The organism is Dactylosporangium sp. NPDC048998 (assembly GCF_043197855.1).
Taxonomy (GTDB): Bacteria; Actinomycetota; Actinomycetes; order Mycobacteriales; family Micromonosporaceae; genus Dactylosporangium.
Genome location: NZ_JBICTV010000002.1, coordinates 293,534 through 313,486, shown reverse-complemented (window position 1 = coordinate 313,486; position 19,953 = coordinate 293,534). Strand labels below are relative to the sequence as shown.

Annotated in this window: 12 protein-coding genes; 6 read left to right on the top strand and 6 right to left on the bottom strand. The window is 70.7% G+C overall.

What is annotated here, in order from left to right; translation table 11 throughout:
- Positions 1-8: 8 nt before the first annotated feature.
- Positions 9-827, bottom strand: a complete 819-nt coding sequence (locus ACGFI8_RS05400; RefSeq protein WP_392800331.1) for a metallophosphoesterase family protein — start codon at positions 825-827, stop codon at positions 9-11.
- Between the two features lie 29 nt (positions 828-856).
- A complete protein-coding gene (locus tag ACGFI8_RS05395; RefSeq protein ID WP_392800328.1) occupies positions 857-1,918 on the bottom strand; it encodes a Clp protease N-terminal domain-containing protein in 1,062 nt (353 codons plus the stop codon).
- A 243-nt stretch (positions 1,919-2,161) separates the two neighbouring features.
- Here ACGFI8_RS05395 and ACGFI8_RS05390 point away from each other — a divergent pair, with 243 nt between their 5' ends.
- Both ACGFI8_RS05390 and ACGFI8_RS05385 read left to right on the top strand, forming a co-directional pair.
- Positions 2,162-6,754, top strand: coding sequence for a LamG-like jellyroll fold domain-containing protein (locus ACGFI8_RS05390; protein WP_392800325.1), 4,593 nt, complete (start codon positions 2,162-2,164; stop codon positions 6,752-6,754).
- Positions 6,755-6,988: 234 nt separating this feature from the next.
- Entirely contained in the window at positions 6,989-9,019 is a 2,031-nt protein-coding gene (locus tag ACGFI8_RS05385; RefSeq protein ID WP_392800323.1) for a glycoside hydrolase family 6 protein, read from the top strand.
- Positions 9,020-9,211: 192 nt separating this feature from the next.
- Here ACGFI8_RS05385 and ACGFI8_RS05380 read toward each other — a convergent pair whose 3' ends face one another.
- Positions 9,212-11,194, bottom strand: a complete 1,983-nt coding sequence (locus ACGFI8_RS05380; RefSeq protein ID WP_392800320.1) for a S8 family serine peptidase — start codon at positions 11,192-11,194, stop codon at positions 9,212-9,214.
- 341 nt (positions 11,195-11,535) lie between these two features.
- Between ACGFI8_RS05380 and ACGFI8_RS05375 the strand changes: the two genes are divergently transcribed.
- Positions 11,536-15,267 (top strand): M12 family metallo-peptidase, encoded by a 3,732-nt coding sequence (locus tag ACGFI8_RS05375; RefSeq protein ID WP_392800318.1) that lies wholly within the window; start codon positions 11,536-11,538, stop codon positions 15,265-15,267.
- Between the two features lie 279 nt (positions 15,268-15,546).
- Positions 15,547-16,617: a carboxypeptidase-like regulatory domain-containing protein gene (locus tag ACGFI8_RS05370; RefSeq protein ID WP_392800316.1), complete on the top strand. Its 1,071-nt coding sequence runs from the start codon at positions 15,547-15,549 to the stop codon at positions 16,615-16,617.
- 53 nt (positions 16,618-16,670) lie between these two features.
- Here ACGFI8_RS05370 and ACGFI8_RS05365 read toward each other — a convergent pair whose 3' ends face one another.
- The 3 genes from ACGFI8_RS05365 to map form a co-directional block, all read right to left on the bottom strand.
- On the bottom strand, positions 16,671-17,489 hold the full coding sequence (locus tag ACGFI8_RS05365; protein WP_392800314.1) for a hypothetical protein: 819 nt from the start codon (positions 17,487-17,489) through the stop codon (positions 16,671-16,673).
- Positions 17,479-18,087, bottom strand: a complete 609-nt coding sequence (locus ACGFI8_RS05360) for a S28 family serine protease (RefSeq protein WP_392800311.1) — start codon at positions 18,085-18,087, stop codon at positions 17,479-17,481. Before ACGFI8_RS05360 ends, ACGFI8_RS05365 begins: the two co-directional genes overlap by 11 nt.
- A gap of 110 nt (positions 18,088-18,197) precedes the next feature.
- Positions 18,198-18,965, bottom strand: coding sequence for a type I methionyl aminopeptidase (gene map, locus ACGFI8_RS05355; RefSeq protein ID WP_392800308.1), 768 nt, complete (start codon positions 18,963-18,965; stop codon positions 18,198-18,200).
- A 36-nt stretch (positions 18,966-19,001) separates the two neighbouring features.
- On the opposite strand from map, the gene ACGFI8_RS05350 reads away from it, so the two are divergent.
- Both ACGFI8_RS05350 and ACGFI8_RS05345 read left to right on the top strand, forming a co-directional pair.
- Positions 19,002-19,286, top strand: coding sequence for a helix-turn-helix domain-containing protein (locus ACGFI8_RS05350; protein WP_392800306.1), 285 nt, complete (start codon positions 19,002-19,004; stop codon positions 19,284-19,286).
- Positions 19,287-19,330: 44 nt separating this feature from the next.
- Complete coding sequence (locus ACGFI8_RS05345) at positions 19,331-19,831, top strand: endonuclease V (protein ID WP_392800304.1); 501 nt, start codon at positions 19,331-19,333, stop codon at positions 19,829-19,831.
- The last annotated feature ends 122 nt before the right edge of the window (positions 19,832-19,953 follow it).

The window sequence follows — 19,953 nt, the reverse complement described above, 5'->3', positions numbered from 1 at the left end:
GACCAAGGTTACCCGGGTGGCGGCAGCACCTGGCGCAGCTGTGCGGGCGGGGTCGAGCGGACGCTCCACTCGCGGGGGTAGCCGACCGAGACCTCTTCGTGCCGAATCCCGTCGTGCCAGGTGGTGCGCGGGATGTGCAGGTGGCCGTAGACGACGGCCTCGGCGTTGAAGCGGGTGGGCCAGTCGGCGGTGCGGGTGGTGCCGCACCAGAGGGCGAACTCCGGGTACCACAGGACGTCGGTCGGCTCCCGGACCAGCGGGAAGTGGTTGACCAGCACGGTCGGCCCGCCGATGGCGGCCAGGCGCCGCTCGGTCAGCGCGACGCGCGCGTGGCACCAGTCCGCGCGCCCCGGGTAGGGGTCCGGGTGCAGGAGCATCTCGTCGGTCCCGACGACGCCGGCCGCGTGCGCCTTGGCCAGGGCCTCCTCGGTGGAGGTCGCCCCCTTGGGCCAGAACGAGTAGTCGTACAGCACGAACAGCGGCGCGACCGCGACCCGGCCCGCCCACAGCGGGTACGGGTCCTCGGGGGTGACCACGCCGAGTTCGCGGCAGGCGGCGACGAGCAGGTCGTACCGCGCCACGCCGCGCGCCTGCTCCGGGTCGTTGCGCGGCGTCCACAGCTCGTGGTTGCCGGGCACCCAGATCACCTTGGCGAACCGCTCGGCGAGCGTGCGCAGCGCCCAGGTGACGTCGGCGAACCGCTCCGCCACGTCGCCGGCCACGATGAGCCAGTCGTCGTCGTGGGTGGGCCGCATCCGCTCGACGAGCGCCCGGTTCTCCGCATATCCGACGTGAAGATCGCTGATGCCCAGCAGCCGCCCGGTCACCGTTGAAGCCTATGCGAGTCCGGGCGCCGCTACAGCGCCAGTTCGCCGCCCAGCGACCGGGCGAGGGTGCCGGGGTCGACCCCGAACGAGCGCAGCATGCGGCCGCCGGTGCCCTCGGGGTCGGCCGCGATCACGTACAGCAGGTGCGAGGTGCCGGCGCGCCCCTGCCCGAGGTCGGTCGCCAGCCGCGCCGCCTCGTCGAACGCCCGCACCAGGTCGGCCGCGTACGGGCCCTTCGCGTTCTCGGCCGGCTCGGTGGAGAGGTTCTCGGCGAAGTTCTTCACCTGGGCGTACCCGAGCCCGAGCCGCGCCAGCGCCCGCGCCCCGCCGTTGGGCGGCGTCGCGGCGAACCGGTTGCCGGTCCGCTCCAGCGCGAAGTCGAGCGCGCACATCGCCATCACCAGGTGTGCCTGCCCGGCCAGCGCACAGCCCCCGCGGACCGCCTGCCGGGCCGCCTCGTCGCGCAGCGCCGACTCCATCGGGTCGCTCCCGCGGCGCCGTCCCGCCCAGGCCGCGGTCTTCACGGCCGGCCCGCGCTCGAACCCGAGGACGGGCCCGACAACCAGTCCGGCCGCCTTGAGCACGGCGAGGGAGACCGCCGCGTCGGGCGTGCCGTCGGCGAGAAACTCCTCGTCGGGGCGGAGGTGGAAGCGCCGGACGAACTCCATCCACTCCCCGGGCGAGTCGCACTCGGCGAGGAGCGAGCGCAGCGTGAGCTTGAACCCGACGTACCGGATGTCTCCCTCGGCGGCGGCCGCAAGGGCCCGCCCCACCGCGACCCGCACCCGCTCGTCCCACACGGGCATGGCGCCGATCGCCCGCCGGGTGCGCCCGCGCGTGAGCCACTCACCGAGCCGAAGCGTCGCGTCGACCTCGTCCTCGACGTCGCCCGGCACCCCCTCGCCCGAGGCCCCGAACCCGGGCGCGACCTGCCAGCGGATGTCGGACGCGCCGAGCCGCCCGAGGAACACGTCGGCGACCCGCTCCGCGGTGACGACCGGCGCGCCTTCCAGGGTGGCGCGCCACGCCGCCTCGCCCAGCCCGGCGACGACCTCCAGGGAGGCCACGATCCCCACTTCCGCAAACCCCACCGCGCAACCGTACGCGCCCTCCGGTCGCCCGGCCCGCGGCCCGGCGCCACGGCGCTCGACACCGGAACGAGCGGAAGGAGCGAGCGGAAGGCCTGACGGATTGCCGACGTAGCGGCCCGACAAAAGGCGAGGAAAGCGGACGCACACGCACGCATGGGCATGCGTGGCGTGCGTTCGGTTGATTCCTTGCTGACGGGCAGGTGGATACAGTCCCGCCAGCCGAAGCGGAGGTAGGACATGCTGATGTCCAGGAAGCGCAGGAGCCGGGCGGTGGGCGTCGTCGCCGCGCTCCTGCTGGGCCTGTTCGTGGTGGTTTCGCAGCCGGCGCCGGCCGTGGCCGACACCTTCTCGGCCACCGGATTCACCACCGAGGTGGTCGCGACGCTGCCCCAGTACACGGTCGTCGGTGAGGCGTTCGCGCCCGACGGGCGGCTGTTCGTGTGGACCAAGCCCGGCCTGGTGCGGATCATCAAGAACGGCCAGTTGCTGTCCACGCCGTTCCTGGACCTGACCGGCAAGGTGAACACCTACGACGACCGCGGGCTCTGGGGCTTGGCGTTCGACCCGGACTTCGCCAACAACGGCTTCGTCTACCTGTCGTACGTCTACGAGAACACGAGCAACCCCAACGACCCCGGGCCCAAGACCTCCCGCCTGGTGCGGGTGACGGCCAACCCCGCCAACCCCGACGTGGCGCTGCCCGGCAGCCAGACGGTGATCCTGGGTAGCGTCGGCACCGCGCCGTGCAGCGCCCAGCCCGCCGGCGCGGACTGCATCCCGGCCGACGGCAGCAGCCACACGATCGGCACGCTGGCGTTCGCCCCCGACGGCAAGCTGTTCCTGGGCAACGGCGACGCCGACGACGCCAGCAAGCCCGACCCGTTCGCGCTCGGCGCGCAGGACCTCAACAGCTACCAGGGCAAGATCCTGCGGATCAACAAGGACGGCACGGCGCCGCCCGACAACCCGTTCTACGACGGCACCAACAGCGTCAAGTCCAAGGTGTACCTCTACGGCGTGCGCAACCCGTTCCGGTTCGCGCTGCAGCCGGGGACCAACCACGTCTGGTTCGGCGACGTCGGGTGGAACACCTGGGAGGAGATCAACGACGGCGTGCCCGGCGGCAACTACGGCTGGCCCTGCTACGAGGGCAACAACGCGCAGCCGACGTTCCAGCAGCTGTTCGCGCAGTGCAGGGCCCTGGCCCCGTCCGCCGTCACCGCGCCGTACCACACCTACGACCACAGTGTCGGCACGGCCGCGATCGGCGGCCCGTTCTACACCGGCAACCTGTACCCGGCCCAGTACCAGAACAACTACTTCTTCGCCGACTACTCGGGCAACTTCATCAAGCGGATCGTGTTCGACAGCAACCACAACCCGGTCGGCGTGCAGCCGTTCGCCACGAACGTCGAGGCGCCGGTCTCGCTCGCCGTCGGGCCCGACGGGATGATCTACTACCTGTCGTTCACCACCGGCCAGGTCCGCCGGATCCGGTTCAACGGCCCGTCGGCGAGCGCGACGGCGACCCCGCAGTACGGCTACTCCCCGCTGCAGGTGGCCTTCTCCAGCGCGGGCTCGGTCGACGCCGGCGGCGCCACCCTGTCGTACCTGTGGGACTTCGGCGACGGCACCACGTCGACGGCCGCCAACCCGACGCACACCTACACGGTCTCCGGCGTGCACACCTACACCGCGAAGCTGACCGTCACCGGCACCGCCGGGCTGACCTCGACGGCGACCACGACGGTCACGGTGGGCAGCGCACCACCGGTGCCGACGATCAGCGCGCCGCTGAACAACACCATCGTGCAGCCGGGCCAGACGGTGAACTTCGCCGGCTCAGCCACCGACCCCGACGACGGCCCCCTGCCGGCCAGCGCGCTGAGCTGGACCGTGCTGCTGCACCACGACACGCACATCCACTCGTTCGTCGGCGGTAGCGGGGCCAACGGCAGCTTCGTGGTGGACGACCACGGCCCGATCGGCACGTTCTCCTACGAGGTGATCCTGACCGCCACGGACAGCAGCGGCCTGCGCGCCAGCACCAGCGTGCTGCTGCCGGTCGGCTCCGACACCTCCCCGCCGACCGCGCCGGGCAACCTGACGGCGGCGTCCAACGGCTCGCAGGTGACCCTGAACTGGACGGCCTCGACCGACGACGTCCTGGTCAGCGGGTACCGCGTGGAGCGCTGCCAGGGCGCGGGCTGCACGAACTTCGCGCAGATCGCGACCACGACCGGCATCACGTTCACCGACACCGGGCTGACCCCGAACACCACGTACCAGTACCGGGTGGCGGCGACCGACCCGTCGAGCAACGTCAGCCCGTACTCCAACATCGCCACCACGACCGTCAGCAACGCTCCCGCGCAGCCGTCCGGGCTGGTCGCCGGGTACACCTTCGACGCGGGCAGCGGCACGACCGCGGCCGATGTGTCCGGCAACGGCAACACCGGCACGATCACCGGGGCCACCTGGGACACCGGGAGGTTCGGCGGCGCCCTGAAGTTCAGCGGGTCGGGCGACGTCGTGAAGGTGACGTCGTCGGCGTCGCTGAACCTCTCCTCCGGGCTCACCCTGGCCGCGTGGGTCCAGCCGACCGTGTCGCAGCAGGGCTGGCGCACGATCATGCAGAAGGAGAACGACGCCTGGTATCTCAACTCCAGCAACGGCTCCGGGCCGCTCAAGCCGGCCGGCGGGGTGACCGCCAACGGCACTGACGCGGTCGTCACCGGCCCCACCGCGAGCCCGCTGAACCAGTGGACCCACGTGGCGATGACCTACGACGGGGCCTCGCTGAAGCTGTACGTCAACGGCACGCAGGTTGCGACGAACACCAAGAGCGGCACGCTGCAGCAGACCACCAATCCGCTGTCGATCGGCGGGAACGCGCCCTACGGGGAGTACTTCGCCGGCCTGCTCGACGAGGTGCGGGTGTACAACCGGGCGCTGAGCGACACCGAGGTGCAGACGATCATGGACTGGCCGCTGACGCCGCCGGTCGCCGACACCACGCCCCCGTCCACGGTCACGTCGCTGACCGCGACCGCCAACGGCGCGTCGCAGGTGAACCTGTCGTGGCCGGCGGCGAGCGACAACGTCGCCGTCTCCGGCTACCAGCTGGAGCGCTGCCAGGGCGCCGGCTGCACGAACTTCGCCCCGGCCGGCACCGTCGGCACGACCTCGTACACCGACACCGGCCTGACCGCCAGTACGACCTACACCTACCGGGTGCGCGCCACGGACGCCGCGGGCAACCTCGGCGGCTGGTCGCCGACGGCGAGCGCGACGACCACGGGCGCGGCCGACACCACGCCGCCGACCGCGCCGTCCGGCCTGACCGCGACGGTCGCCGGCAACACGCAGATCAACCTGACGTGGACCGGCTCGACGGACGACGTGGGCGTGACGGAGTACCGCATCGAGCGCTGCTCCGGCGCCAGCTGCACGAACTTCGCGCAGGTGGCGACGGCGACCACGCCGACGTACGCGAGCACCGGCCTGACCGCCGGCACCGCGTACCGGTTCCGGGTGCGCGCCGCCGACGCCGCGGGCAACCTGTCCGCGTACTCGAACATCGCGTCGGCGACGACCACGGCCACCGACACGACCCCACCGACCGCACCGACCGCCCTGAGCGCCACCGCGTCCGGCCCGACCCAGGTCGACCTGTCCTGGACGGCGTCGACGGACAACGTGGGCGTCACCGGGTACCGCGTCGAGCGCTGCACCGGCGCCAGCTGTACGAGCTACGCCGAGGTCGCGCAGCCGACCGGCACCACATGGTCGGACACCGGGCGGTCGGCGAGCACGACGTACCGGTACCGCGTCCGCGCGACCGACGCCGCCGGAAACCTCAGCGCCTACTCGTCGGTCGTGTCGGCCACCACGCCGGCCCTGCCCGACTCGACCCCGCCGTCGACGCCCGCCTCCCTGACGGCGACGCCGAACGGCACCCAGGTGGCGCTGGCGTGGCCCGCCTCGACCGACAACGTGAGCGTCGCCGGGTATCGCGTCGAGCGGTGCACCGGCTCCGGCTGCACCGACTTCGCGCAGGTGGCGACGCCGGCGACGAACGCGTACACCGACACCGGCCTGACCGCGAGCACCACGTACCTGTACCGGGTGGCCGCCTTCGACCCGTCGGGCAACGTCAGCGGCTGGTCGCCGACCGCCTCCGCGACGACCACGAACGCGCCGACCCAGCCGACCGGGCTGATCGCCGGCTACAAGTTCGACGCGGGCAGCGGTACCACAGTCACCGACTCGTCCGGCAACAACAACACCGGCACGATCACCGGCGCCACGTGGGTCACCGGCAAGTACGGCGGCGCGCTGTCCTTCAACGGCACCAGCGACATCGTGCGGATTCCCGCCTCGGCGACGCTGACCCCGAGCACCGGCCTGACCCTGGCCGCGTGGATCCAGCCGACGGGCACGCAGAACGGCTGGCGCACGGTCATGCAGAAGGAGAACGACGCCTGGTTCCTCAACGCCAGCAACTCCACCGGCCCGCTCTACCCGGCCGGCGGCATCACCACGACCACGGGTTCCACGGCGTACTGCTCCGGCACCTCGGCCAGCCCGCTGAACACGTGGACGCACATCGCGCTCACCTATGACGGCACCAACCTGCGCCTGTACGTCAACGGCGTCCAGGTCTCGACGAAGGCGATCTCCGGCGGGCTGCAGCAGACCTCCAACCCGCTGTCGATCGGCGGTAACGCGCCGTACGGTGAGTACTTCAAGGGCCTCATCGACGAGGCCCGGGTGTACAACCGCGCACTGACCCAGGCCGAGATCCAGACGGTGATGAGCACCCCCCTGTCCTGACCTCGACCACCCGTCCGCCGGGGCCCCCGCAACCGCGGGTGCCCCGGCGGCGTCGTTTGTGGAGGTACCGGCGGCGAAGCTCCCTGACCAGGAGTTCGGCGTAAGTTTCAGGCCCGTTACGCATCACTTACGAGGTAGGCGGCTTGCGCGTGATCGGCCGTCTTGACGCGGCCCCGCGCTGGTACGGACCGTGTTGGCGCCTGAACCGCCGGTTCATCAAGGTAAGGAGATTCGATGAGGCGCAAACTCGCCCTCATGTCGGCCGCCGCAGTCGTGGCGACCGCCGGAATCGTCGTGGTCGCCAATCAGGCGTACGCGGCGGCCGGATGTTCCGCTAAGTACACGATCGTGAACGAGTGGCCGGGTGGCTTCCAAGCCCAGGTCGACGTCACGAACCTCGGCAGCGCGATCACCAGCTGGACGGTCGGCTGGGACTTCGGCAACTCGTCCCAGACCATCACGCAGATCTGGAACGCCGACAAGACTCAGTCCGGGCTGCACGTCAACGCCACGAGCCTGAGCTACAACGGCAACGTCGCCACCAACGGGCTGATCTCGTTCGGGTTCAACGGCGCCTGGAGCGGCTCCGACCCCGTCGGGAAGAACCTGAGCCTGAACGGCACGGCGTGCACCGGCTCCGTCGGCGGCAGCACGTCGGCGTCGGCCTCGGCGTCGCCCTCCCCGTCCTCCTCGCCGTCGTCCAACCCGGGCGCGCCGACCGTGGCGCTGACGAGCCCGACGTCCGGCTCGACGTTCACCGCGCCCGCCACGGTGAGCATGGCCGCGACCGCGACCGCCCCCGGCAGCACCGTCAGCAAGGTGGAGTTCTACAACGGCTCGACCCTGCTGGGCAGCAAGACCACCTCGCCGTACACGTTCAGCTGGACGAACGTCGCGGCCGGGATGTACACGCTGACCGCGAAGGTGTACAACGCCGCCAACGCGTCGGCCACGAGCGCCCCGGTGTCGATCACCGTCACGACCGGTGGCGGCGGTGGCACCCACCTCGACAACCCGTACGTCGGCGCGAAGGTCTACGTGAACCCGGACTGGTCGGCCAAGGCCGCCGCCGAGTCGGGCGGTAGCCGCATCTCCAACCAGCCGACCGGCGTCTGGCTCGACTCGATCGCCGCGATCAACGCGGCGGCCGGCTCGGGCTACGCCACGAGCCTGCGCAAGCACCTCGACAACGCCCTGGCCCAGGGCGCGACGCTGGCCCAGTTCGTGATCTACGACCTGCCCGGCCGGGACTGCGCGGCGCTGGCCTCCAACGGTGAGCTCGGCCCGACCGACATCGACCGCTACAAGACCGAGTACATCGACCCGATCGCCGCGATCGAGGCCGACACGAAGTACTCGTCGATCCGGATCGTCAACATCATCGAGATCGACTCGCTGCCGAACCTCGTGACCAACGCGGACGGCCAGGCCGGCGCGACCTCGGCCTGCGCGACGATGAAGGCCAACGGCAACTACGTCACGGGCATCCAGTACGCCCTGGGCAAGCTGCACGCGGCTGGCACCAACAACTACGAGTACATCGACGCCGCGCACCACGGCTGGATCGGCTGGGACACCAACTTCGGCCCCTCCGCGCAGCTGTTCGCCAGCACGGCGAAGGGCGCCGTCGGCGGCGTCAACACGGTCGACGGCTTCATCACCGACACGGCGAACTACTCGGCGCTGACCGAGCCGTTCGTCACCATCGGCGCCACCGTCAACGGCCAGTCCGTGCGTGGCTCCAAGTGGGTCGACTGGAACCAGTACACCGATGAGCTCACCTTCGCCCAGGCGTTCCGCAACCAGCTGGTCTCGGCGGGCTTCAACTCCAACATCGGTATGCTGATCGACACCTCCCGCAACGGCTGGGGCGGCTCGGCCCGGCCGACGGCGGCGAGCACCTCGACCGACCTCAACACCTGGGTCGACCAGTCGCGCATCGACCGGCGCATCCACGCCGGCAACTGGTGCAACCAGAGCGGCGCCGGCCTCGGCGAGCGTCCGCGGGCGACCCCGGCCGCCGGCATCGACGCGTACGTGTGGATCAAGCCTCCGGGCGAGTCGGACGGCTCCAGCTCGCTGATCCCGACCGGCCCGAACAACCCGGGTGGCAAGGGCTTCGACCGCATGTGCGACCCGACCTACACCGGCAACGGCCGTAACGGCAACAGCCTCAGTGGCGCGCTGCCCAACGCCCCGGTCTCCGGTGCTTGGTTCTCCGCCCAGTTCCAGCAGCTCATGCAGAACGCGTACCCGGCGCTGTAATAAGCCGGCCGCACTCGCAGGTTGTTTGCCTCCGTCATGAGACGACAGAAATGACAGTTTCATGACGGAGGCCCATTCTGGAATGCGTTATGCGCCGTCAAGAAAGCTCAAGAAGGTGACGGTTTCATGACGACGGCGGCCCGGAGGCAAGTGCCTCCGGGCCGCCGCTTGTTCAGTCAGTTGTCAGGTTTGTCAGTTGAACATGAAATTCGCGGTGTGGGTGGTGCCGTCGATCAGCTTGACGACGAGCCGCCCGCACGTCTTCGCCTGGGTCTTCTCGGTCTTCCAGACGTAGCTGTACTGGTCGGACTTCGCGTCGTAGGTCAGCGAGCTCTGCCCCGCCGTGACCGTCGCGTCCACCGTGTCCTGCGGCGCGGACGTGTCACACGTGATCGTCTGCACCGTCGGGACGCCGCCGGCGAAGATGTTCAGGCCCTGGTCGCCCGAGAGGCCGAACTTCACCGGAACCGCGCTGCCGGCCTTCACGACGTTGAGCTTGTCGACGTTGATCGGCGAGCCGAAGTCGCGCCAGCCGAACACCACCTGGTAGGTGACGCTGACCGGAGCCGTCTTGTTGCCGGCGCGGTCGCGGGCGCCGGAGCAGGTCGCGGTGAAGTAGCCGACCTTCGGACCACCGGTGACGGACAGGGTCGCGGCCTTCGCCACGCCGCTGTCGGCGTCGGTCGTCGAGCAGCCCGGCGTCACGGTCGTACCCAGCGTGATCTGCTGACCCTGGGTGACACCGGTGACCGTCACGGTCGGCGGCGTCACGTCCTCCGCCTCGGTGACCGCCTTGTAGGCGTTGACCAGCCCGTACCCGAAGAAGCCGTTGACCGACGGGTTCGCCGGGTCGACCTTGCACCGGCCCTGGGTGAAGTCAGTGCCGGAGGTGGGGCAGGCCAGCGGGATCGCCTGCTTGTGCAGGAGCTCCCGGAGGTAGTCCGGGGTGGCACCCGGGTGCTTCGACGCCAGCAGCGCGGCGACGCCCGCAACGTGCGGCGACGCCATCGAGGTGCCCGAGAGCGTCCGGTAGCTGCTGACCCCGGTCGCCGACGGGGAGGTGGAGTAGATGCTCGAGCCGGGAGCGGCCACGTCCACGAAGCCGAGGCCGAAGCTCGAGAACGAGGACCGGGTCGGCTGGGCCGTCAGACCCGGCGACCACGGGCCGACGGCGTTCGCCGGGGCGGTCGGCTGGGTGGTGGAGGAGACCGACACCACGTTGGGCAGCTCGGCCGGCAGGTCGAGGCAGCTCGCGTCGACCGTACGACGCACCGGAGTGCCGTCGTCCGGGCTCGTGGTGTCGGTCGTCTTGTTGGCGACGTCCTGGTTCTCGTTGCCCGCCGCCGCGACGTTGAGGATGCCCTTCTCGGTGGTGTAGTTCACCGCACGACGGACCGCCTCGACGACCGGCGCCTGGTCGGGCTGGCTCTCGCACCAGTACAGCCACGGGTCGATGTAGTAGCTGTTGTTCGTGACCTGGATGTCGTGCTCCGCCGCCCAGACGAAGCCGCAGATCGCGTACTCGGGGTAGATGAAGCCGTCGGGGTTGACCACCTTGATGGAGGCCAGCTTCACGCCGGGGGCGACGCCGACGATGCCGACGCCGTTCTTGGCCGAAGCGATGGTCCCGGCCACGTGCGTGCCGTGGTAGTCGGCGGTCAGGCTCGTGGGCCGCCACGCGCCCGGCGTGGTGTCCGGAGCACCGGTACCGACGCAGTTGACGGACTTCGACTGGTCAACCACCGGCGCGAGGTCCTGGTGGTTGGCGTCGATGCCGTCGTCGAGCACACCGACGGTGACCGTGGGGCTGCCGAGGTTGACCTCGTGCGCCGCACGCGCGCCGATGAGAATCATGTCGCTCTGCCGGGTGGCATTCTCCATCGCGTCCGGCGTGTAGTCGTCGACGACCTCGGCCGACTCGCTGTCCTCCGCCATGGCGGGCAGCGCCGCGGTCCGGGTCGCGCCCACGGAGAGGATGGCGTCACCGTGGGCGGCGCCCTTCACTGCCTGGACGAACGACGGGTTCGTGGAGCGTGCGATGACGACGCCGATCTGGGCGTACGACACCGTCACCGTGCCGCCGGCCGCGGTGACAGCGGCGGCGGCCTCAGCCGTCCGCTCCTTGCTCACCGCGTTGACGACGTAGCTGAGGTTGGGTCCGCTCGTGTCGGCCATCGCGGCAACGGGCGCGAGTGCTGCGCCCGCCACGAGGGACGTCGCCGCTGTCGCGGCGAATAGGGCGTACCTGGGCAACCGGGAGTTCAAATCCTGGCCTCCTGCGGAATGGGGGGTGACCCCGCGTTCGGATTGGGGCGCGGCGATCTTATTGTCGTCGCCGGTGAAATTTCACTCGGCTGTACGGCGGATAGTCGCTACCGGTCGGAAACGCCTATTTTTCTGTTCACCAATGACCGTTAGCCCTGTCCGCCCGAACGCGGCCTAAGGGCTTTTTGCCGTGGCAATGAGTCCGCCCACGACGGCGAGCTCGTCCCGAGAACACAGCTAGGAGCTGCTCGATGCCATCTGGTCTGCCGGACAACCGCCCCAAATCGGGCGCATTCCGGCCATCCCCTCGCCCGCACCCCCACCACAACGCTCGGGCCCGCGTCAAGCGGCTGGGCGCGATCGCGGTAGCGGCGCTGCTCGCACTGCCGGTCGCGCTGCTCGCGCAGCCCGCTTCCGCGGCGCCGGGCAAGGGCAAGAACCCGTGGCAGCGCGTCAACGGCGCGCCGCCCGCGAAGTCGAAGCACGGCCACAAGCCCGACATGAAGGCGAAGCGCCTCGCGGCGTTCACCCTCGACCGGGCGGGCCTGAAGGCCGACCTGGACAGCGCCCCCCGCGAGCAGCGGCAGGCGACTCACCAGGCGTCGCTCGTGGTCTCCCTGCCGGCGCCCGGCGGCGACTTCCAGCGCTTCGAGCTGGTCGAGTCGCCCATCATGGAGGCCGGCCTCGCGGCCAAGCACCCGGAGATCAAGACCTACACCGGCCGCGGCCTCGACGACGCCACGGCCACCATCCGGGCCGACCTGACCCCGCTGGGCTTCCACGCCTCCGTGCGCTCCGCCGGTGGCGCGTGGTACATCGACCCCTACTACCACGCGGACGACAGCGTCTACGCCAGCTACTTCGGGCGTGACCTGACCAACGCGCACGCCGACTTCGCCGAGCAGGAGGACGTCGAGGAGACGGTCGCGGCGGCGCTGGCGGACGTCCCGGTCGGCCCCGCGGTGACATTGCGCACATACCGGCTCGCCCTGGTGACCGACCCGTCGTACGCCGCGTTCTTCGGCGCCGAGAACGTCACGGCGGCCAAGGTGACCCTGATCAACCGGGTCACGCAGGTGTACGAGGACGAGACGGCGATCCGGCTCATCCTGGTCAACGACACCGACAAGATCAACCTCAACACGGCGGCGATGGCGACCGAGCCCAACGGGCCGTGCGGCGCGGCCGCGTGCTACACCACGGCACAGCTCGCGTCGTGCGCCAGCAGCACGCTGAGCCGCAACCGGATCGTGCTCGGCCAGCTCATCGGCGCAAGCAACTATGACATCGGCCACATCGGCCTCGGCGTGAACGGCGGCGGCGTCGCGAGCCTCGGCGTCGTCGGCGGCAACACCAAGGCGCAGGGCTGCACGGGCATACCGGCGCCGGTCGGCGACTACTACGCCGTGGACTACGTGTCCCATGAGATGGGCCACCAGTTCGCCGGCAACCACACCTTCAACGGCACGCAGTACAACTGCTCCGGCGGCAACCGCAACGCCGGCACCTCGGTCGAGCCGGGCAGCGGCTCGTCCATCATGGCCTACGCCGGGATCTGCCAGCAGGACAACCTGCAGCCGCACAGCGACCCGTACTGGTCGCAGCGCAGCTACACGGAGATCACGACGTACATCACGTCGAACCGGGCGGCGATCAATGCGGTGCAGACCGCGTCGCTGTACGACTTCGACACCAACGGCGACTCGTTCACGCTGCGGTACAACGGCAACGACTCGGCACCGATCGTCCGTGGCGTGAACTACACGACCGCGGGCATCAAGGCCGCGATCGAGGGCATCGCCGGCTGGCCCGCCGGCGCGACCGCGACGGTGGCGGCGTTCGGCGGCAGCGGAACGCTCAACGACACGGGCTTCCAGGTCACGTTCGGCGGCACCCTGGCCTCGACCAAGGTGGGCCTGCTCTCGCTCACCAACGCGTCCGGCGCCTCCGGTTTCGTCGGCGAGACCGCCAAGGGCGGGGCGATCGACAACGGCGGCTTCATCGTCGAGCCGAACGGCAACCACGCGCCGGTCGTCACGCTGCCGGCCTCCTCGTACACCATCCCCGTCCGTACGCCCTTCACGCTGACGGGCGGCGCGACGGACTGGGACGGCGACACGGTCACGTACATGTGGGAGCAGAACGACCGCGGCGCGGCGGCCGGCACGGCGCTGGTCAGCAACACCAAGACCGCGGGCCCGCTGTTCCGGCAGTTCGGCGTCGCGGCGTACGTCACCCCGACCGACACCCAGCAGTACCACTCGCCGGGTGAGAACGCGGTCACGACGAACCCGACCCGGACGTTCCCCGACATGGCGCAGATCGTGTCGGGCAACACGAACGCCAAGACCGGTACCTGCCCGGCCGCCCCGCCGGCACCGGTGACGGGCGGCGCGACGAACGTGCCGGCCGAACTCGTCGACTGCTACTCGGAGTTCCTGCCCACGTCGGCGTGGGTCGGCTTCAGCAACGACCGGACCATGCACTTCCGGCTCACCGCCCGCGACGGGCACCCGGGCGGCGGCGGCATCGGCTACGCGGACCTCGCGCTCGTGCTCGCTCCGGCGGCCGGGCCGTTCCTGGTCACCTCGCAGGACAGCGCGAGCACGGTCGAGGGCGGCACGGCGCAGACCATCACGTGGGACGTGGCGGGCACGAACGCCGCGCCGGTCAACGCCGACCGGGTGAAGATCTCGTTCTCCGCCGACGGCGGCGAGCACTTCGCGTACGTCCTGGCCGACAACGTGCCGAACAACGGCAGCGCCACGGTGACGATGCCGAACGTCGCCACCACCAAGGGCCGGATCAAGATCGAGGCGGTCGGGAACGTCTTCTTCGACGTCAACCACGCCGACATCACGATCAATGCCGCGCCGGTCGTGTCCAACGACGCACCGTCGGGCACCGCGACCGTCGAGTACAGCGACGCCCTGTCCCCGACGGTCACCGTGACCGCGACCGATGAGGACACCCCGGGCTCGCAGCTCATCGCGACGGCCACCGGCCTGCCGGCCGGCATGTCGCTGGCGGTGGCATCGACCTCGGCGCTCGACACGCTGCCCGGCCAGCGGACGTGGACCGTCACCGGGGCCACGACGGCGGCGCCGGGCGACTACCCGGTCAGCGTCACCGTGACCGACGGCACCGGCATCAGTCGGACGACCTCGTTCACGATCCAGGTGATCGCGGAGGGCGCCGACGCCGTCTACACCGGGGACACGCAGGTGTTCAAGGCGGCCGGCGAAAGCGGGGCGCCGACGTTGCTGCGCGCGACGGTGCGGGACGGCTCGGTGCTGCCCGGGTCCACCGACACCACCGCCGGTGACATCCGCACGGCCACGGTGACGTTCCAGGAGGGCGGCACGACCCTGTGCACCGGCACGGTGGCGCTCCTGGGTACGGCCACGACGGAGGCATCGGCCGCCTGCACGGCGACCTTGCCGGCCGGCTCGCACGCCATCATGGCCGTCGTCCGCGGCAACTACACGGGCACGGCCACGGCCACGGTGACCGTCTCCGACCCCAACGGCAGGTTCATCACCGGCAACGGCTCGGTGCGCCCGACCCGGTCCGCCGGCACCTACCCGGCGACGCCCAAGTCGACGGTGGACCTCACGCTCGACGCCAAGATCAATAACGGCGCGGGCCGGACCGGGAGCGCGACGGTGAAGTTCACCTCCGACGGCCACCAGTACGAGGTCCGCACGACGGCGCTCAACGCCGTCGGGGTGAGCGCCGACGGCACGGCCAACGTGCGGTACACCGCGACGCTGGTCGACGTCACCAACGCGAAGAAGGAGGTCACGGTGGCTACCGGCCTGACGCTGCAGGTGACGGCCACCGACCGTGGCGCGCCGGGCACGTCCGACTCCATGGGGATCACCCTGTGGAACGGCGGCACGCTGGTCTTCTCGTCGGACTGGACCGGAGCCAACACCGGGGAGCTCAACCTCGCCAGTGGCAATTTGACCGCACACATCTGATAGGCCCACCGCAAAACTGAGGATCCTCCCCCTCGGGGGAGGATCCTCAGCCATTTCCGGATAGGTGAAGAAGCGGTCGCAGTAACGCCCAGCGATGCCAATCCGCCTCTTTAAAAAAAGCGCTATGCGAAATTGCTAGGTGGCGTTTCGCGGAAAAGCGCCGCGCCCAGCGCCCCCACGAACGGCGAAGGTTCCGGCATCATCTATGCCGTCCAACCCCAACCACGCGCGCACGACGCCACCACCGGCGAGCCCCTGTCGGGCTTCTGCGCCGAAGACGTGACCAGCTCGAACCTCCACGGCTGCGCCGACGGCGCCGAGCTCGTGCTGACCGAGGTCTTCGCCGGCGCGCACGTGTTCAGCGTCAACCTCGGCGACCGGATCCACTTCGACGCCGAGGTCCCGGCCACCGTCGCGGCGGGTGACAACACGGTCGACGTCGCCCTGCGCCGCGGCGCGACGCTCACCGTCTCGATGGTCGAGGGGGCCGGCGGCGCCGTCGCCGATGGCTGCGTCGACCTTGCGAAGCTCGGCGAGACGTACGGCTTCTCCGGCAACACGAACTGCTCGGACTGGGGATCCACGCCCGGCACGGTGGTGGTCGGACCCCTCGAGGCCGGCACGTACCAGGTGTTCGCCGACCCGCGCGACGACGCGCTCGGCATGCAGTGGGTCGGCGCCACCGGCGGCACCGGCGACCGCGACGCGGCGCTGCGGGTCACCGTGGCGGCGGGCGACCAGGCGACCTTGCCGGCGGTGCGGTTCGACCGGGCGGGCACGATCCGTGGCAAGGTGACCGACGCCGCCACAGGCGCGCCGGTCCCTTGGGCCTGCGTCTGGGTCGCGGCCCTGCCCACGTTTTTCGGCGACGGCTGCCCGGCGGGGACCGGCGAGGACGGCACCTACACGATCCCCGGTGTCGGCCCCTATGCGTGGCCGGTGGAGTTCTTCAAGCAGGGGTACCAGTGGCGCTGGTCGGGCAACGCGGTGAACCGGCACGAGGCCACGCCGGTGACCGTCCGGCCCGGCAAGAGCGTCGCCGCCAACATCAAGTTGCGCGCCGGCGGGGGCACGCTGACCGGCACGCTCCGCGACGCGTCCGGGCACTCGGTTTCCGGGACCGTCCTCGTCGTCGACGCGGTCTCCGGCGAGGCCGTGCAGTTCGGCGGCTATGCGGACGGGAGCGACAGCCCGTACACGATCACGAACATCGCCCCGCAGCAGGTCAAGATCGCCTACCGCGCCGAGCGCGGGCGGCGGGGATGGGTCGGCGGAACCGACCTCGCGTCCGCCCAGGTGTACCAGATCAAGAACAACAGGACGCTGACGGTGAACGTCACCGTGGCGTGAGCGGGCGGTCGGGCGGCCGGGGATCGTCGAGCGGGCCCCGGCCGCCCGCCGGGTCAGCGGTTGAAGCGGCGGTCGAGCGCCAGGTTGTGGTCGTCGAGCGACGGGATGTATGCCGGGGCCGCCGACGCGCCGAAGGACGCCGTCGGGGCGGGCACGCCGGCCCAGCGCCGGACGGTCGCGGTGGCGGTGGCGGTCTCAGCCGGCTCGAGCCGCGAGATGTTCGCGCCGTGGTTGGCGCCGGCCGCCACGTACCACAGCGAGTCCCGCGTGCCGGGGCCGAGGCGGAACGGTTCGGCGCCCCAGGGGTCGTTGCCGCCGTACACGAACAGCAGGCGCCGCCCGGAGAACCTCACCCAGGTGTCGATGTCGAGCATCGCCAGCGGCTGGAAGCGCGGCACCAGGTCGCGGGGGATGTAGGACTGCGCCCGGTCCTGGCCGCGGTAGCGCTGCAGGCCGGCCAGGTGGGGCAGCTTGATGTCCGGGTAGCCGAGCTGGTAGGAGGCCTGGAAGTAGTACGGGATGTACGGCTCCACGCCCTGGTCGGTGTTGGAGTCCAGGCCGAAGATCAGATCGATCCACGCCCAGATGTCGTCGCTGGACGCCGTGGCCGGCGGGACGGCCGCGCAGTCGCTTTCGTCGCTGTACTGCCAGAACGCCCACGTCGTGCCGTTGACCATGAACTCGAAGGCCCGGTCGGCGCCGCCGACGATGCCGAAGGTGCGCTGGTTCTCCGCTGCCCAGGCCCGGTACCGCGCGACGAACTCGGCCCGCCGGCGCAGCGCCTCGACCTGAATGCCGTCCAGCGCCGCCCGGCACTGCGGGGTGCCGACCCGGGTGAAGAACCGGTCGTACGCCGAGTCCTCACCGTTCACCACGTCCTGCGGCGCGACGTAAGGCGACCGTGCCGTCCACGTCGTCGGGGTAGAAGCGGCGGTGGTACACCGAGGTCATGCCGCCCTTGCTCGCCCCCGTCGAGATCCATTGCTGCGAGTAGATCGGCTTGAGCGCCTGCACGATCCGGTGGTGGTCCGTGGCGGCCTGCCAGATCGTGAGCTGCTGCTCCCAGTTCGCCGGCTCCGGCCGCGAGGGCGTGAAGAACCGCTGCTCGACCGAGATCTGGTTGCCGTCGACGAGCCGGGTCGGCTCCGAGCGGAACGCGTACTCCGGCACGTTGTAGCCGGTGGTGTGCAGCACCATGGGCCGGTCGGTGCCCCGATGGAGCAGGGTGAAGCGCTGCTGGAAGGTGCCGGCCCGGGGATGCCGGTGGTCGACCGGCTGCGCGATGCTCAGGATGAAGAACCGGTAGGGCGCCGCGACCGGCTGCTCGGACAGCACGGTCAGCCCCGGCACCGCCTCCAGCCGCGCCCTGATGTCGGTCTCGGCCGCCGCCGCGGGCCCGGCCACCCCGACGGCGCCGACCAGCCCGAGCGCGATCGCGACGGACAGCAGTGCTCTTCGGAGTCGGATCATGCGGTACCTCTCCATTGAGATTCTTCAGTATCTCAATGGAAGCTACCGGCGATCTGCCGCGCCCACCCCCGCGCTGTCACCCTCGCGTGCGCGTCGAAGTGGGCGATCTGTTACAGGCCGGTCAGGATGACCGGGCCGTCGTCGGTGACGGCGACCGTGTGCTCCCAGTGTGCGGCGCGCGATCCGTCCACTGTGGACACCGTCCAGCCGTCGCGCCGCAGGCGGTGGCGGTCCGAGCCGCTCTCGATGACCATCGGCTCGATCGCCAGGACCAGGCCGGGGCGCAGGGTCAGGCCGCGGCCGGGGCGGCCCTCGTTCGGGACGTGCGGATCCTCGTGCATCGCGGTGCCCACGCCGTGGCCGCCGTAGCCGGTCGGCATGCCGTAGCGGGCGGCGCGGCAGACCGTCTGCACCGCGTGCGAGATGTCGCCCAGGCGGGCGCCCGGGCGGGCCTCGGCGATGCCCGCTTCCAGGGCCTGCCGGCAGACGTCGGAGAGGCGCTGGGCGGCGGCGTCGATCTCGCCCACACCGATGGTCACCGCGGCGTCGCCGTGGTAGCCGTCGATGTGGGCGCCGAAGTCGATCGAGAGCAGGTCGCCCGGCTCCAGGCGGCGGGCGTCGGGGATGCCGTGGACGATCGCGTCGTTGACCGACAGGCACAGTACCGCCGGATACGGGATCGGGGCGAACGACGGGTGGTAGTGCAGGAACGACGACTTCGCACCCCGCTCGGCGAGCATCTCGCGGGCCAGATCGTCCAGCTCCAGCAGGGTCACGCCGGGCGCCGCGGCCTCGCTCACGGCCTTGAGGGTCTGGGCCACCACCCGGCCGGCCTCGCGCATCGTCGCGAGCTCCGCCGCACTCTTCAGTACCACCATGCCGGATATTCTAATACCAGGATTATCATCGCTCACATGGTGCGCAACCCGCTGACCGATGACGAGCGGCACCGGGGGCTGGTGCTGGGGCGGCTGCTGCAGGAGGCGCGCGGGGCGCGCAGCGCGGCGGCGGTCGCGCTGGAGGCCGGGATCTCGCTCGACACGCTGCGCAAGATCGAGCGCGGAGCGATCGTCACCCCGGCGTTCTTCACGGTCGCCTCGCTCGCAAGGGTGCTCGGCCTCGACCTGTCCACGCTGGCCGAGGCCGTGGCCGAGAACGCCACCGAGGACGAGAAGCAGATGGCCAGCCGCGTGGCGTAGTGCGGCCGGTCATCGTCGAGGCCGGGGTCGGTAGTTTGCTCGTCATGGATCGCACCGGGGCCGTCGACGTGCACTACCCGGACACCGGCGGCGCCCGGGCGGCGCTCGTCGTCGGCGGGGCGCCCACCTTCCCGTCGATCCTGCGGGAGCACGTGTGCTGGCTGGACGACGTGGCGCCGTACGAGCCGGGCGGCTTCTACAAGCGCGAGCTGCCCGCGATCCGTGCCGTCCTGGCCGGCGTCGAGCCCGTGGAGCTGCTGGTCGTCGACGGATACGTCGACCTGGACCCGGCCGGACGCCCCGGCCTCGGCGCGCACGTCCATGCCGAGCTGGGACTGCCGGTGATCGGCGTGGCGAAGACGGCCTTCCGCACCGCGACCCACGCCGTCGAGGTCCGCCGGGGCGGCGCCGCGAAGCCACTGTACGTCACCGCCACCGGGCTCCCGGTCGCCACCGCCGCCAGGTATGTGCTGCGGATGGGCGGGGCGTATCGGTTGCCTGACGCGCTGCGGAGGGTGGATGCGCTGGCGAGGGGGCGGGCGTAACGGTCAGGCGGCCGGTACTGATTTCGATCCATACGTGAGCGGCGCCTTAAGAGCACTTGCGCAGACATCGACGACGTTGTACGTTCCCCCACAACGCTTAACTTTGTTAACAGTAAGCGTCA